At 44.5% G+C, this 16278-nt stretch carries 8 protein-coding genes and 1 pseudogene; 8 read left to right on the top strand and 1 reads right to left on the bottom strand.

The window, feature by feature from the left end:
* Positions 1 to 243 precede the first annotated feature (243 nt).
* The 8 genes and pseudogenes from JNUCC31_RS33725 to JNUCC31_RS00075 form a co-directional block, all read left to right on the top strand.
* Positions 244 to 2025 (top strand): annotated as a pseudogene (locus JNUCC31_RS33725) (beta-galactosidase domain 4-containing protein); the annotation flags it as partial.
* A gap of 35 nt (positions 2026 to 2060) precedes the next feature.
* Positions 2061 to 2942 carry a beta-galactosidase small subunit gene (locus JNUCC31_RS34000; protein ID WP_192272608.1) on the top strand — a complete coding sequence of 294 codons (882 nt, stop codon included), beginning with the start codon at positions 2061 to 2063 and terminating at the stop codon, positions 2940 to 2942.
* Between the two features lie 196 nt (positions 2943 to 3138).
* Positions 3139 to 3465 (top strand): glycoside hydrolase family protein, encoded by a 327-nt coding sequence (locus tag JNUCC31_RS32990; RefSeq protein WP_228469373.1) that lies wholly within the window; start codon positions 3139 to 3141, stop codon positions 3463 to 3465.
* Between the two features lie 366 nt (positions 3466 to 3831).
* Positions 3832 to 4020 carry a hypothetical protein gene (locus JNUCC31_RS00095; RefSeq protein WP_192267486.1) on the top strand — a complete coding sequence of 63 codons (189 nt, stop codon included), beginning with the start codon at positions 3832 to 3834 and terminating at the stop codon, positions 4018 to 4020.
* Positions 4021 to 4700: 680 nt separating this feature from the next.
* A complete protein-coding gene (locus tag JNUCC31_RS00090; RefSeq protein WP_228469372.1) occupies positions 4701 to 7010 on the top strand; it encodes a glycoside hydrolase family 3 protein in 2310 nt (769 codons plus the stop codon).
* 129 nt (positions 7011 to 7139) lie between these two features.
* Positions 7140 to 9767, top strand: a complete 2628-nt coding sequence (locus JNUCC31_RS00085) for a glycosylhydrolase-like jelly roll fold domain-containing protein (protein ID WP_192267484.1) — start codon at positions 7140 to 7142, stop codon at positions 9765 to 9767.
* A 56-nt stretch (positions 9768 to 9823) separates the two neighbouring features.
* Entirely contained in the window at positions 9824 to 10744 is a 921-nt protein-coding gene (locus tag JNUCC31_RS00080; protein ID WP_228469371.1) for a nucleoside hydrolase, read from the top strand.
* A gap of 27 nt (positions 10745 to 10771) precedes the next feature.
* Positions 10772 to 14149 carry a glycoside hydrolase family 3 protein gene (locus JNUCC31_RS00075; protein ID WP_192267482.1) on the top strand — a complete coding sequence of 1126 codons (3378 nt, stop codon included), beginning with the start codon at positions 10772 to 10774 and terminating at the stop codon, positions 14147 to 14149.
* 269 nt (positions 14150 to 14418) lie between these two features.
* Here JNUCC31_RS00075 and JNUCC31_RS00070 read toward each other — a convergent pair whose 3' ends face one another.
* On the bottom strand, positions 14419 to 16125 hold the full coding sequence (locus tag JNUCC31_RS00070; protein WP_192267481.1) for a type 2 periplasmic-binding domain-containing protein: 1707 nt from the start codon (positions 16123 to 16125) through the stop codon (positions 14419 to 14421).
* Positions 16126 to 16278: the final 153 nt, after the last annotated feature.

Below are 16278 nucleotides of genomic sequence, written 5' to 3'. Positions count from 1 at the left end.
GCTGGAGTAATATTAAAGTCCCTGGAAGCTGGGAACTACAGGGTTTTGGCAAACCGATTTACACCAACATTTTGTTCCCGTTTAATATCGACAATCCTGCCGAGGCGCGCCATCTTCGTAGTCATAAAGACGAGGAATTGCTGGATCGCTTTCTTCCGCTAAATCCGCCCTACGTACCCGAAGATAACCCGACCGGCTGTTATTTGACGGAGTTTACGGTTCATGCGAACTGGAACGACAGAAATCTTTATCAACTTCGAATCCGTCGAATCTGCTTTCTATGTATGGGTAAACAGCATATGCGCAGGCTATTCGCAGGACAGCAAGTTAAACGCGGAGTTTAACATCACCGAGCTGGTGAGGCAAGGGGACAATAAGCTTGCCCTGCAGGTCATGCGCTGGTCGGATGGCACATACCTGGAAGATCAGGATTATTGGCATTTGTCGGGCATCCATCGATCAGTAGTCCTGTACGCAAAGCCGAGGCAGCATATCCGTGATTTTAAAGTCATGGCTTTGCTGGATGAGCAGTACAAGGACGGAAAGCTCATTGTTTATACCCACGCCAATAAGTACCATAATTACGGTGATTTCTCAGTTAGGGCTACGCTATTCGATTCGGAAGGTAAGCAAATCTTTGAGCCGATGACATCGCCTGTTGCTACCTCTACTCCAATGTATATGCCTTGGGGAGGGGAATGGAAGCCAGAGGACGGAGCTGCCCTTATAATTTCTGATGTTAAGAATCCGTTACTATGGAGCGCGGAGCAACCTAACCTATATACGCTTGTGCTCACGATGCTGGATCCTGATGGTAATGAAATCGATTTTGAGAGTTGTCGAGTAGGATTTCGTAGAATTGAACGTTCGCCTGAAGGTGTTATCCTCCTCAATGGCAAACGATTTATTGTCCGAGGAGTGAACCGGCATGAGCATCATCCCGATACAGGAAGAACGATTACGCCTGAGCGAATGCGGGAGGAGATCATTAAGATTAAGCAATTGAATTTTAATGCTGTACGGACAAGTCATTATCCGAACGATCCGGTGTGGTATGACTTATGCGATGAGCTTGGCTTGTACTTGGTTGACGAAGCCAACATTGAGACGCATGGTATACAGGGAACCCTGTCCAAAGATCCGGAATGGGCAGCCGCCTATCTGGATCGTGCCATCCGGATGGTGATGCGTGACAAAAATCACCCCTCAATCCTGTTCTGGTCGCTTGGAAACGAGTCGAGTGTAGGTGCGAACCATGCTGCCATGGCCGGGTGGATCCGGTTTTACGATCCTTACAGACTCGTCCAATACGAGAGCGGTTTTCCCAGTCCGCAAATATCCGATATCTTGGCTCCTATGTATCCTCCTCTGAGCTGGGTGGATAGAATTATGGCAGATACCAAAGACTTACGACCGCTGATCATGTGTGAATATGCGTATTCCAAGAGTAATGGTAATGGTAATTTTTATAAATTTTGGGAATTAATAAATACCCTAGGTTCCAAGGTGGATTTATATGGGATTGGTCCGATAAGGCTATTCGCACCACACATGCAGACGGTTCTACATCTTGGAGCTACGGCGGGGATTTTGGTGAATCCGTCGTTGATCCTGTTCCCGATATGTGTATGAACGGAGTCGTGTCACCTGATCTTGAACTCCACCCAGGAGCATACGAAATCAAAAAAATGCAAGCTCCTGTAGCAGTTCAAGATAAGGATTCGCTGCAAGGCTTGTTTACTGTTATTAACAAATACGCCTTTACAACTTTGGACCATTTGCAACTGTATTGGGAGGTTGTTGAGAACGGGATTGGAATTCAATCCGGTTCAATCCCCCTTGCTACCATTCTTCCTGGGGAACAAAAGGATGTGAATATTCCGTTTGTTAAGTCGAAAGGGAAAACAGGGGCCGAATACTTCGTCAATTTCTCTGTACGGCTCCACCATGAAACTTTATGGGCACCTGCAGGTTACGAAATTTTAAACGAGCAAATTCGTTTTCCGTTTCAAACTGGACCAATCTTAAACGATAAATCTCAACATTCGAAATTGACATTAATGGAGGACGCGGCGACAGTCACTGTTCAGGGGGATGTTTTCCTAGCTCGGTTCGACAAGCGGGAAGGTACGTTAACAACTTACGAGCGGTATGGGAAGACTCTTCTTCTGTCCGGAGCTCAGGAGAATTTTTACCGGGCACCCACTGGCATAGACCAGGGGCAAGGCGGAAGCGCATTCTATGCAGGCGAGTGGGAAACATATGGGTTGAACCGGCTTGTTCGAGAGGTTATTTCTGTACGTTTCTCCCAACCAAGTGACAACATGGTTCTGTTCGAAACGGAAGCTTTCTTACACGGGGCGGAAAGATCTGATGGGTTTAAAAGCCAAGTGCGATATCTCATCAATGGTGACGGCTCCATTGAAGTACAGAACCGTGTAAACGCTAACGTTTCGCTGTCTTTATTACCACGAATTGGACTTACCTTTACTATGCCTATGGACAACGATCAGTTGCAATGGTACGGATGCGGGCCGCACGAAAGCTATGTGGATCGGAAACGGAGTGCTTCAATCGGGCTTTATCGTACTGTAGTTGATGAAGAACCCTGCCCATATATTGTTCCTGTGGAATGGGGCGGCAAGGAAGAGGTGCGTTGGTTCTCATTGACGGATAGTGATGGCAGTGGGTTAATGTTTAGCGGCTTTGAACCATTCCACATGGATGCACACCGTAACAGTGTCCTTGATTATGCAGCAGCCCGGCATATTGAAGAACTGCCTGAGCGCGACCGGATCTGGGTGAACATCGACCACATTCACAGCGGTTTGGGTGGTGATGATGGTTGGTCACGAAATATACATGAAGAATTCCAGGTCAAACCTGGTTACTATGAATATAGCTTTGTAATTAAGCCGATGGGTCTCGAAAAAACAGATTAAACCACATTTGGAATTTAAATAGAAACTCTTACACATCCTAAATAAACGATATTTAGAAGCCCAAGGCGGGCTTTCGAAGATGTTCTTATCGACACGGGAAAGGACATCTATATGCGCCGGATGTAGCGAAAGGTCCGGACGGTCGTTATTTCTTGTACTATTCTGTTGCGAATTCCAGTATCATTTCCGTTGCTGTATGCCCACACCCTCGGGACAATATGAGTATTACGGAGACATAAGGTATATCAATGGCCATATAACAGGTTCAGACAAGTCAGATTATTTCGAGTTTGACCCCGCTGTGTTTGCAGACGATGACGAGCGTATCTATTTATATTCAGGCTCCGGACAAAAAAGTAATGAAGAGTTTGGCCATCCCGTGGTAGGGGCTTTCGTTCGCGAACTGGACAAAGATATGCTTACCCTACTGACGGAGCCCAAAATTATTATGCCTGCTAATGAAGACCGAGCAAAGCCGAATTTCTTTGAAGGGGCCTCCATGCGTAAAATTAACGGTCTCTAAAATCTGATTTATTTCGCCACGGATATTACCGGTTTAATTATTGCACAAGCCAATATAAGGACCGGGACTTTGTCTACCGTGACGTTTGCATTCATCCAGTGACATTGGTCTGCATGGTCGGCCGATTAGTAATGCAGTAAACGCAATTGGAAATAATCATGGAAGTTTTGAATGTATTAACGGAACCTATTGTGTATTTAATCACCGCCAAACGAACCAAACAAATTACTCACGACAAGCCGTAGCGGAACCGATGACGATCTTGCTTGACGGCAGCATCATTCAAGCAGAAGGCACGAGCTGCGGACTGAATGGGGGTCCCCTGATAGAAAAGGGTGAGTATCCGCTTATATCGCTTGCAATCTTATGAATGAAAAGATAGACGGTATATGGAATCCGTTCGCTGGTCCGTATTTTACGCAAGAAGATATGACGGATAAAGAAAATGCCGTGCAATATATTGCTGCCTTCAAGAATGGTTGCTTGGCAGGATTTAAGTATTTTCAAATTGAAGGGGAAGGTGCGATGGATATTCTCTTCATTTCGATATCATAAAAAATTGCGGCTTTGTTCTAAGAAGTAAATTCGAGGATAGGGCCGCTTTTTCTCATTTCATTCCTAAATGATCTTAAAATTGCTTAGATATACATTGATGGGTATAAAGTGCTTTTAAAATCTGTAAGTTAAGATTGCGTTATTAATGTTTATGAATCGTTATATTAAGCTATTCCGTTGATTACTATAATTAACTTGAGGAGAGCAACAAAAATTCCTTATGGGTTCCTAAGAATTTAGAAAAAGAGCATAGATTGAAACTTGTGTTGCCCAAGTGACAGCATTCACCCTCTGTATCGATCATATGCAACAGCAATATAATCATTAGTTTGAACTGTAGGGGAGTAGAATTATATATGGGTATTAATAGAGACAAACCAACGATAGCGGCTTTTAATCTGGAAAACGAATTTATTTATGATCTGGATGATATTGACACTCAACTTGCAATGTTACATCGAGAGTTGTCAGGTTGCTTGGTGGTTATTTTCACAAAACGGATGAATGAAAAAGTTATTGGTAAAATGACAATAGAAGGGAAAAAACTTAAAGAAGGGACATTTTTTACCCTTGTAGGAATGAACATTCAATGTTTCGGTTTCCCTGTTCGAGGAGTTCTGACTCAGTTTGGAAAGGCTTACAATGCTTTAGTGGAAGGTTTCATAGATGAGGATGGGCTCATGATGGAACCAAAGGAAATTACGATTCAAACGCTCCCCAGCAAAAAACCAGTCCCCAGCTATGAGCAGCACGAACAAATTTCTTTGGAAGTAGCTAGAGAAGGGATTATTCTTCTGAAGAACGAAGAAAACTTGCTGCCAATTAAGAAGGAAGAGATGCTAAATGTATTTGGAATAGGTCAGTCCCAGTTTCGCTTGGGGGCATTGGGAGCTGGGAAAATTAACCCTAGGTATCAAGTACGGTTCTTAAGGGCTATTGAGGAATATAGTGACTTTTCGCTTAATGAAGCGGTATCAAAACTTTATCAGTCGGATGAGGAAGTCTGTCCCTCTGTGGAAATCTTGGAACAAGCTTTTAATGAATCACAGACGGCGATCATCGTAATAAGCCGCGCCTCGGGCGAAAATATCGATAATAACCCCATCCCAGGAGAATATTACTTATCGGCTGATGAGGAAGCTATGATTCAAGCTGTATCCGGAAAATTTGACAAGACAATTGCCATTGTGAACAGCGGTTATCCGATTGATGTAAGGTGGGTTAAGAGGTATAACATCAAGGGCTTGATCGTATGCGGCTTCGTTGGCATGTTGGGTGGTAAGGCACTTGTTGAGATTCTGGACGGGCGAGTAAATCCGTCCGCGAAGCTTCCGGATACCTGGAGTTTGGATTACGAAGATATCCCTTCAAGCAGGAACTTTTATACCGCTATGGAGGGCAAGGCCATTCTGGATTCGCATACCCCGTATTTTGTGGATACCTACTATGAAGAAGATATTTACGTTGGGTACCGTTATTTCGAGACGTTCAATAAACAAGTGGCCTATCCCTTCGGATATGGGTTGAGTTATACGACGTTTTCGCTCCAACCTTGTCACTTTACTTGGGAGAATAATGTAGTAAAGCTTTCTGTAGAGATTACAAATACGGGTTCAGTTACAGGCAAAGAGGTTGTGCAAATATATGTGGAAGAGCCGGATGGTTTACTGGAAAAGCCGTCCCGGAAGCTAGTAGGCTTCTCGAAAACGCAAGATCTGAGACCTGGAAGTAATCAAATTCTTACATTTCAAATCAATCGAGATCAGCTTGCTTCTTATTCTACAGACAGTGCGTCGTGGATCATGGAGTCGGGGACCTATCTGTTTTACGCCGGTACTTCAATCAAACACTTGCTGAAGGCAGGAAGTTTTGAACTTGAAGAAATGTCGACGATCCGAACCGTATCGAATAAAATGAGCCCGCCGGTATCCATTCGTGTTTTATCCAAACGCAATCCGGAAGAAACCTATCCAACTGGTGAATTTTCAGGGATAAAATCGCGGGCAACCGAACTAACCCCGATAGTCAATCGGCAAAGAATGACGGAGACACAGCCAATTCAGGCGGATCTACCGACCATGATGATCAAATATACCGATGTGGTGGTCAATCCGGAACTGCTTGATGCGTTCATTAAACAATTGACAGTGGAAGAATTGGCGAGACTATCCGTTTGCAATGCAGCAGGCTGGGGGATGACCGATATCGGTGAAGCAGGCAGACTCTATCTGCTAGAGAAATACGATATGCGAGATTTTATCGTTGCCGATGGTAACAGCGGGGTCAATGTGAATAAACCTAATATCGGAATGCCTTCCAGCACAGTATTATGTTCGTCGTTCAATACCCAACTCGCATACGAGGTAGGTAAAGTTATTGCCGAAGAAGCTATTGAGAACAATATCCATTTGATTTTGGCACCGGGTATGAATATCCATCGCAATCCTTTGAATGGCAGACATCCGGAGTATTTCTCGGAGGATCCTTTCCTTACCGGCATCATGGCGGGATACCAAAGCAAAGGTCTGGAAGAGAACGGCGTTTCCAGCTGCTTGAAGCATACGGTAGCAAACAATTGCGAGTCAGCCCGTAAGCGAAATCATAGTCTTATGACCGAGCGTTCGCTGCGCGAGATCTATTTAAAAGCATTTGAAGTGGCTATCCGGGTTCATAAGCCCGATTCCATTATGACGGCATATAATGCTTGCAATGGCGTATTTACAGCAGCCGATGAGGAGATGATTCAAGGGGTATTTCGGGAGGAGTTCGGTTTCGAAGGGTATGTCATGACCGATTGGGACTCCTATGAAACAGTGGATGTTGTGGAAGCAGTAGCTGCGGGCAACTGCTGGCTAACGCCAGGGACACCTGACAATACCTACGTAACCCCGATCATTGAAGGGGTCAGAGAGGGCCGAATCGAAAAGGCACGTTTAGAGAAAAATGTGAAGCATCTTTTGTCCGTGACCCTAAAACGAACAAAAATATAAGTCAGTCGAATCCATGGCTGAAACCTGTTTGTTAGATCCTCCTAAACCGGATGTTTCAATAGGATTCGAATAGTGAGAGATTACGTTAGAAACTGGCAGCACTGACTTGAACAGGAGTTGAAAAAAACGATGGCAACAAAACTTCAAGAAGTATTAACGGGCAAGGAAGAAAATTATATTTTGCCATTCTTTTGGCAACACGGAGAGGAAGAGGAAGTACTTCGGGACGAAATGGCCCGAATCTACGAGTCGGGGATTCGGGCAGTTTGCATAGAGTCCCGACCGCACCCAGATTTTCTTGGACCCAAATGGTGGAAAGATATTGATGTGATCCTAGATGAAGCGAGAACACGGGGCATGCGGGTATGGATCCTGGATGATGACCACTTTCCTACCGGACATGCAGCAGGACGTTTGAAGGAGGCACCACGGGAGCTTCGCCGTCTCTATATTTATGAAAATCATCTCGATGCTGTCGGGCCACGGGATAACTCCGCATTCATGGTATCGAATTTGCCTTATATGCCGGGATTTAGCAATGGAGGTACACTGTTTGCGGTAATCGCAGTTAAGAGGGACCCCGTGTCGGGTGAAATGACAGATGAGAGCATCGATTTGACTGATCAGGTGGAGAACGGCAAGTTGTACTGGAACGTTCCGGATGGATATTGGCGCATCTTTTCTCTTATTGAAAGCGAACATGGCGGCGACCCAGAGAAGAAGGACTACATCAACCATCTTGTAGCAGACTCTGTCCGCGTTCTGATCAACACGGTTTACGAAGCTTTCTACGAGCGATACCACGAGGACTTCGGAAAAACCCTGGCCGGATTCTTCTCCGATGAGCCCGGATTCTATAACGACAAGGATACCTGGGACTTTAGCTCCAAGCCGGGAAAAAAAGGCGTCACACTTCCATGGTGCACGGAGATGTTCAGCCTGCTGGAACAGGAATTCGGACCGGATTACAGACGACATTTGCCCCTTCTGTGGTACAAAGGCGGCGAAAGCACGTCACGGATTCGCTTTGCCTACATGAATTTGGTGAGCAAGCTCTATGGGGAGAACTTCACGGAACAGATCGGCAACTGGTGCCGGGAGCGTGAAGTGGAATATATTGGCCATGTGCTGGAAGACAACAACGTTCACGCCCGCCTTGGAAGCGGTACAGGCCACTTCTACCGGGCCCTCGGCGGACAGGACATGTCGGGCCTGGATGTCGTACTTTGGCAGCTGAAGCCGGGGGTTGATGAGATACCGACCAAGGGATTTGCAGGGGAAATCGATTCGGAGTTCTTCAACTATGGTATGGCTAAGATGGCTGTGTCCTTGGCCCATATCGATCCGAAGAAAAAAGGAAGGACTATGGCTGAGGTGTTCGGTGCTTACGGTTGGGCGGAAGGGTTGAAACTCATGAAATGGCTAACGGATCATATGCTTGTCCGTGGGGTTAACCATTTCGTACCACACGCCTTCTCGCCCAAGGATTACCCGGACCAGGATTGTCCGCCGCATCTGTACGCGGGAGGGAAAAACCCCCAATATCGGTACTATCGGATCTTGAACCAATATACGAACCGTCTAAGCCATCTCTTATCGGGCGGTACGCATGTCGCAACGGCAGCCGTATTGTATCACGCCGAAGCCGAATGGTCCGGAGAGTTCATGTATTTCCACAAGCCCGTCAAGGAATTGTTGAGAAACCAGATCGATTGCGATATTCTTCCTTGCGATACGATCTTGAACGGAGTCAGCGTGAGGGATAGTAAGCTTCATTTACAAAACGAGACTTATCATTGTCTCATTGTGCCATACAGTGAAGCACTCCCGAATGATGTGTTACACCGAATGAATTATCTCGCAGAGCAGGGACTCCCCATCTTTTTCATAGAAGGTTTGCCGAGCCGGTCGAGTGAAGGGAGTCCTAACTCAGAAATTCTTGACCGCCTAGCTGCGGACGTTAGGGTAGAGGTTGTTCCGCTCGACAAGCTCGTAGACAGGATGAAGGCATCGGCATATTACGACGTGCAGGTGAAGAGCAGCGAACCCTTCTTGCGTTGTTATCATGTTAAACATTTGAGTATGGAAGTCTTTATGTTCTTCAATGAACATCCAGCCAAGGATATCAATACAGAAGTGATTCTTCCAGTAACAGGTTGCGTGCAATTCTACGATGCTTATACCAATCAGGTGTTGAAATCGGAATGCGTCAAGCAAGGCAATAGCTCGCTGATCAGGCTCAACCTGGCGAAATCAGAAACCATCGTTGTGATTGCGGGATCGGCACTTGATGGGATAGAGGCAGTAGCCAAACCGACAACGGACAAACTGATTACAGCTATCGAAGGTCCATGGAATGTCTATACGGCAACCTCCCAACAATATCCGACATTCACCCCGTGGAGAGAAATGGGAACTCTGTCGGATCTCAGCCGAACCGGGCTGTTGCCTACTTTCTCAGGAACGATTCGTTATGAGACCGATTTGAACTGGTCATCCTTATCCGGGAAGCAAGCTGTAATGGATATTGGCGAAGCCTTCGAGACGGTAGAGGTATACCTTAATGGCGTTTCCTCTGGCATTCGTTTAACACCCCCTTATCGGTTTGACCTTAGTGGACTGGTCAGGGAAGGCAGAAATAAACTTGCTATTGAAGTGACCAATACACTGGTATTCGAAACACCGGACTTCTTCTCACGTCTTGGACAGCTGGAACCCAGCGGTTTGTTGGGACCTGTGCGGTTGTACGGCGAGTGAAAGGTTGACGCATTACGATTTGAATCTTAGGGGATCCGCATTTTAATTCAGGAGTGATGAAAGCAATGAAGCTGCCTTATGATGTACCGCAGAGGAAGAAGATCCGGTTGATCATGAACACCGATGCCAAGAATGAAGCCGATGATCAATTTGCAATTGTGCATGCTCTCCTGACACCCCGATTTATCATCAAAGGACTCATCGCTGCCCATTTCGGCTATCAAAAATCGACTACTTCCATGCAGGATAGCTATGATGAAATTCAGAAAGTGCTTACCCTTATGCATATCCACGGACAGGTTCCGGTGTTCAAAGGGGCTAAGGAACGTATTTTCGACGAACGTACACCACAGCCTTCGGAAGGTGCCGAACTGATCATTCGTGAAGCGCTTTCAGATGACCAAGCTCCCTTGTACGCTGTTTTCCTGGGACCCTTGACTGACCTGGCGTCCGCTTACTTGATAGAGCCCTCAATTGCGGGCCGGTTGACAGCGCTCTGGATCGGCGGCGGCCACTGGCCGGAAGGGGGAGGGGAATACAACCTCTACAACGACATACATGCGGCCAATGTTGTGTTCCAATCTGGCATAGACCTCTGGCAGGTGCCGCTAACCGCCTACTCCACCATTCGTGTAACAATCGCCGAGCTGGCGCTCAAGGTTAGGCCTTACGGAGAAATCGGGCGTTATCTCTTCGATCAGCTTGTCAATTACAACGACTTGATGGCAAAAATGATGCCCGACATTGACTGGCCAAAAGGCGAGAGTTGGTGTCTCGGCGATTCCCCGGCCGTGAGTCTCCTGCTTGACGATCATCAATTCGGCTATGAGATGAAGCCTCCACCACGTTTTACGGAGGAGATGATCTACATGCACGGTCAGAATGGACGTCAGATCCGAGTGTACCATTACGTCGATCCAAGATTTACGCTGGAAGATATGTTCGCCAAGCTGGCTCTCCAGTATGGGTGTAGGTAAAAATATTGATTTATACGAGGAGGACCAATGATGGAGAATAAAGGATCAACCCAGCCATTAAATGAAAATGCGTCGACAGATACATCTTCAAGCTATGTTCCGGCTAGAGACTCTTCAGGGAAACCAATCTTTGACGGAGACCCTTCACAACTAAAGGATTTTGTAAATTACATCTTGGACAATGACCTGTGTATAGAAGATCTTATGCTCATGGCGAATCCCAGAAAGCCTGATAACAGAGCGGAAGATTCAGAGCCGACTATTTCAATTCGAGTAAATGCAGGCTATGAGTTGCCGTTAGAGGTCAATGGAAGGGATCATGTACAAGGTGTTTACACTGATTTTCCTGCATCTATTACAGTCGGACAAAGCTGGAATTCCGATCTTGCACATAAAATAGGTACGGTGATCGGTAATGAAAAACGTGGCTCCGTTACAAATGATCAAATAAACGAAATACTTATATGGACAGCCATTGCAGATATACGTATAAACCCTCTCGTTGGTCGTTTTGAAGAAGGTTTTTCTGAAGATCCTTTTCTAACGAGTGAAATGGCTGGTAAGTGGGCTACAGGAGTAAGTGGAGTCAATGTTAAAGATAATGATAAAACGAATGATTTTTATCTGAAAGCAGCCCTCCAAAGTAAACACTATCCGAACTATTTTTCCGAATGGTTCAGGATGACGGGAAGTTATTATATAAGCACACGTGGAATGCATGAGTATACGTTGCCCCCGTTTTTGAAGCAACTTACAGATGGTTCTATTGTTGGTTTTATGACCTCTTATGGCAGGACTAACGGTGTTCCCAACCCAATTTCGCCGGATATAAAGCTTGCTCAGAGGATTAATCCTTTCAGTACGCTAATGATTACGGACTTTAATTCGCCACATCCAATGGTTACAGGCATGGGCAACGGATTTGATACAACTTATATACCTGACAATCAGCATCAAAGTGCGCTATTTGCCAAAATCGGCTCCTCCGAAGGTACATTCATTTTTGATGGGAGTCCGGGGAGCGCGAATAAGGCCCAAAGTTTGGAGGGCTATGTTAGAGGGCTGTTTGGGGTTGATACCAGTATGCTAAAGGAGGCGGTACGCCCAACCCTAGAAATGATGGTTAGAATAGGTTACTTTAATAAGAAGGATGAACAGGGTTATCCTATCGGTTATCCTTTTACTAATTTATTGAAACAACCACAAAATGAAAATACAGTCGAAAACCAGAGAGTTGCACTTCAAGCGGCACATGAAGGAATCGTACTTCTTAAAAATAATAATACCCTTCCACTACAGAAAAATACGAAAGCTGCAGTAGTGGGACCTATGGCAGATGTGAGACTTAAAGGCTTTTACGCTGCCAATACACCGAAGCTTGAAGGAGCAGGCCTTACAGGACTTTCAGCGATCCAAAGTGTATTAGGCTCAGCCAATGTTTCCGTAGATTCTGGGGAAAAGCTTATTGCTTTACAATCTATGCATGATAATACGTTTTTGACGGTTACAAGCGTGAGTTCAACGGATGGGTTAGCTTCGACAGGCGCAACCCCAAAATCGGTTGCAGATCCTGTATATAAATATAGGCTTCCAGGGTCTGGTGAATATGTATCCGATCATGAAGCATTTGCAGTTATCGACTGGGGTCAAGACGCATACAGTTTTTGCTCTTTAGCTAATGGTAAGTATTTGTCTAAAGAGATTTCGTTCTGGTTTAGACCATTAACTAACCCTACCGGTGATGTAACCATTAACGGAGATAAGCCAAAAGCTACTGGTGATATAAACAGTCCAATTGATTCCATATTCAGATATACAACGGTTACTGAAGGTGCATATCGTTCTGTAAACGGTACTGTTTACAAGACTTTGTCTTCAACGGGTGGCGGGATCTTAGGTGATTTTGAGGTCGCCGAAAACAGTGCTGCTTATATGAGTGTTGGAAATCGTGTTACATTTGATACACCAGTAGACACATATAGAGAAGCAAGTGATAAAAGTCCATATGTATTTAAAGAACATGTTTTGCAGCAACCGGGAGCAAATGCGGCACAGTTGGCAGATCGTAATGATTATGCGGTTATATTTGTTGGTGCGAGTCCACAGATTAATTCAGGAGAAGGCAGTGACCGGGCATACCTTGATATGGGAAGCGATATGTACACACTAGTTGAACATACAGCTGAAGCCTTCAAGGCAAAAGGGAAGAAAACGGTTGTTGTCATTGCTTCAAATTATCCAGTAGCTATGGAAAAGATACAGAATAACGATAATGTAGATGCCATATTGTACCAATCCTATGGCGGTCAGTATGACGGCAAGGCTCTTACAGATGTATTGTATGGTGACTATGCTCCAACAGGACGCCTGGCCAGTACCTGGTACAAGGATATGTCCTCCTTCCCAAAAATCAATAATTATAATATTCCGGAAGGGAGCACACTGAGCCTTAGTGATGTTGAATCACGTTATACAATTGACATGGATAACGGTGACCCCATTGCCACAAAAATGACTTATATGTATACGAATGCTGATGTTACTTATCCGTTTGGATATGGACTCAGTTATTCAACATTTAAATATGATAATTTGCAGGTACCATTGAAAGTAAATGCTAATGAAAGCTTTAGTGTAAAAGTGGACGTCACGAATACGGGGGTCGTAGATACTTCAGAGGTTGTACAGCTGTATTTGAAAAATAAATCCAGCAAGTATGGAACATTTGTACCCAAGAAAAAGCTGGCCTCGTTTGAAAAAGCAGCTGTTCCTGTCGGTCAGACGCGTACAGTAACCCTGTTAGTCGATCCCAAGAACTTTACAATATGGGATGTGAACAGCCAGAAAAACGTTGTTGAAACTGGTGTTTATAGTCTCATGATTGGTAAATCTTCTGAGGAAATTGAACTAGAGAGAGAGATCACGGTAGAAGGTTCAGCTATCGAAAAACTCGACCTTTCCACAGCAAAAAATGTCTGGGAGCACGCATTCGCTGGGAATAATTTGGTTTATCGGGAAGTGTCTAAAGAACGAACTATATCTTATTTAGGTGAATACTACGCAGTAATGTCTGCTGGAAGTGATTCATGGGTTGCCATTCCCAATGTTGATTTGGCTCATGCAAAAGGTATTAAACTTAGAGTTGCTTCTACAAATGAAACATCCACGGTAACGATCAAACACGGTTCACCTGAGGGGGATACCTTGACGCAAATGTCATTTTCTGCAACGCACCCTGTAACTTACAAGGTACCTAGTTTTGATGAGAGCGGTGCAACTCTTCATGAATTAGGATATACAGAAATTCAATCTGATTTATCTTCGAAGGGTAGCAATGCTTCTGATTTGTATCTCGTTTTTAATAAAGAAGATATTCGAGTTGACAGTATTCAACTGATCCGGTAATGCACCAGTTGCAAGTGTGCTGAAGTCTCCTGCGACAATTTCATTAAAGGGAAGCACAATAATTCAAGCTTAAACGGTAATGCTAGGGTCTTTAAAGAATTTTTTTAAATTGATAATACCCGGAAGGATTCATCATCCAAAAAAAATGATTTGTGAAAGACTCATCAACAAAATAAATGAATACAAAAACGACCGTTCATGGAGAACGGTCGTTTTGTTGCTGATTATCAAAGAGGCTCCCCTCACTGAACGGAATCTTATGATGCCAGTTACTTAACGGTTGCATACCATTCGTTGACTTCTTCCGTAATTTCTTCCCCACCGGAGGATTTCCACTTTTCTACAAAGGTATCGAAAGCGTCAAGATCTTGTTCCCCATAAATAATTTTGGTATATGTGTCCATTTGCATTTTACTAAGCAATTCGTTCCTTGAAATCATCACTCGGGTCGCCGGACCTTGGTAATATTGTGGCACGTCTGCAGAAAGCTGTTCTGAAACTACCCTTAATGCGTCGTAATTGTATTTGTCTAAAGGACTTTCCATGCCACTTATTCCAGCGGTAAACATAACGGCGAGATCCTCAGCAGTTTCTTTTTTTCCTTCAATAAACTTCATTTTAATTTCTCTCACTTTAGATTGGTAAACGGGAGTACCGGGAAGTAAATATTTTGTCGTAGATATATACCCATCAGGTATATCCTCTGTCTTTGTTGTCAACTTTCCATCTCTGATGGCATAATCATAGCCTTCTTGAAACCCTTCGAACAAGGATAAATCGGGTTTATCGTAGATGGAATATAACGTGTTCATATAGTGGAAGAACGCTTGGAGAGATTCCTCCGATATATCCCTACTGATTAAGATTGCACCATTATAGTCATTGCCGATTGTGCGCATGTTTTTCCCATCGATCCCCTCAGGAAGCGGATAGGGTCGGAATTCGGCATTCGGGTCAGTTTGTAACATCATGGGACCAGGATAATTCATGAGCCAATTTTGTCCACCAACGATCCCAACTTTCGCCGCAGCGACATTTTGTACGATGGTATTGAAATTGTGGAGTGCGATATCGCTCGGTAGATACCCCTTCGATTTCCACTCTCTCATTTTTTCCAGTGCTTTCTTGATCCCCGGTTGAATGGAACCATACTGCAGCTTGCCGTCCTCTCCTGGATACCATCTCTCCGGAATTGCTCCAAACATTCCAAAAATCCAGGAAGTGTCACCGATGGGGGAACCAAGCATTTCCGTTCCGTTAGTAACATAGTCCAAGGCAATCGTATCTTTTTTCCCGTTTCCGTCCGGATCCTGATTGGTAAACGCGTCCATAACAATTTCCAGTTCTTCAATAGTTGTAGGCGCTTTCAATTTAAGCTTATCCAACCAATCTTGGCGAATCCACATCACCGATTGTGACCCGAAATTTTCATTGATAATGGGTAAAGCAAGCTTCTGTCCATCTTTCGTGAAGGGTAGCCATGCCGAAGGTACTTCATTCATCGCTGCTTTGTAAGTGGGAGATGCATATTTCTCAAAAGCTTCGCCTGCATTCAGTACTTTGCCTGATTTTAAGTACGTATTGATTGTATCAGCACTATTGGCGACGAAAACATCTGGCAAACGTTCTCCTGATGATAACAAGAGTTTAAGCTTGGTGTCGTATGCATCACCAGTCATTGGCGCTGTCCATAAGGTTTTAATATCTACCCCCAAGGCTTCTTTAGCCCAGCGGTAGTGAACATTGTTATCGATCGTTTCTCCGTTTTTGAACACCATGGTTGGATCTTCGCCACGAACTATATTTAGCGTAACAGGTGGATCCAGTTTTCCGTTAACAATATTAATTTTTGTTTTTTTCTCTGGGCTTTCACTTACTGCTTTGTTTGAGTTGTTTTCAGCGCTACAACCCAGAAGCAACCCAAACAAGATTGACGTAGCAAGCACCAATGAAAACGCATTCGCTTTATTGCCCACTTTTGACACCCCCGATAAAGATATATTGCTCGTTGCACTAAGAGTATAATAATGAAATAGTCAACGTGGAATAACTCAAATCAAATATCAATAACGAATTCCAAACTTGTATCACATTAGCTTCCTGCTCCTTGTTATTTAAGCTCTGTGACT

The organism is Paenibacillus sp. JNUCC-31, assembly GCF_014844075.1.
In the GTDB taxonomy this organism is placed as follows: Bacteria; Bacillota; Bacilli; order Paenibacillales; family Paenibacillaceae; genus Paenibacillus.
Note: the sequence above shows the minus strand (reverse complement) of the source record. Positions and strands in the feature narration are given on the sequence as shown.

Coding starts and splice junctions, on each gene's coding strand:
- JNUCC31_RS34000 (WP_192272608.1), top strand. CDS start 2,061: ATGGAGGACGCGGCGACAGTCACTGTTCAGGGGGATGTTTTCCTAGCT.
- JNUCC31_RS32990 (WP_228469373.1), top strand. CDS start 3,139: ATGCCCACACCCTCGGGACAATATGAGTATTACGGAGACATAAGGTAT.
- JNUCC31_RS00095 (WP_192267486.1), top strand. CDS start 3,832: ATGAATGAAAAGATAGACGGTATATGGAATCCGTTCGCTGGTCCGTAT.
- JNUCC31_RS00090 (WP_228469372.1), top strand. CDS start 4,701: ATGATGGAACCAAAGGAAATTACGATTCAAACGCTCCCCAGCAAAAAA.
- JNUCC31_RS00085 (WP_192267484.1), top strand. CDS start 7,140: ATGGCAACAAAACTTCAAGAAGTATTAACGGGCAAGGAAGAAAATTAT.
- JNUCC31_RS00080 (WP_228469371.1), top strand. CDS start 9,824: ATGAAAGCAATGAAGCTGCCTTATGATGTACCGCAGAGGAAGAAGATC.
- JNUCC31_RS00075 (WP_192267482.1), top strand. CDS start 10,772: ATGATGGAGAATAAAGGATCAACCCAGCCATTAAATGAAAATGCGTCG.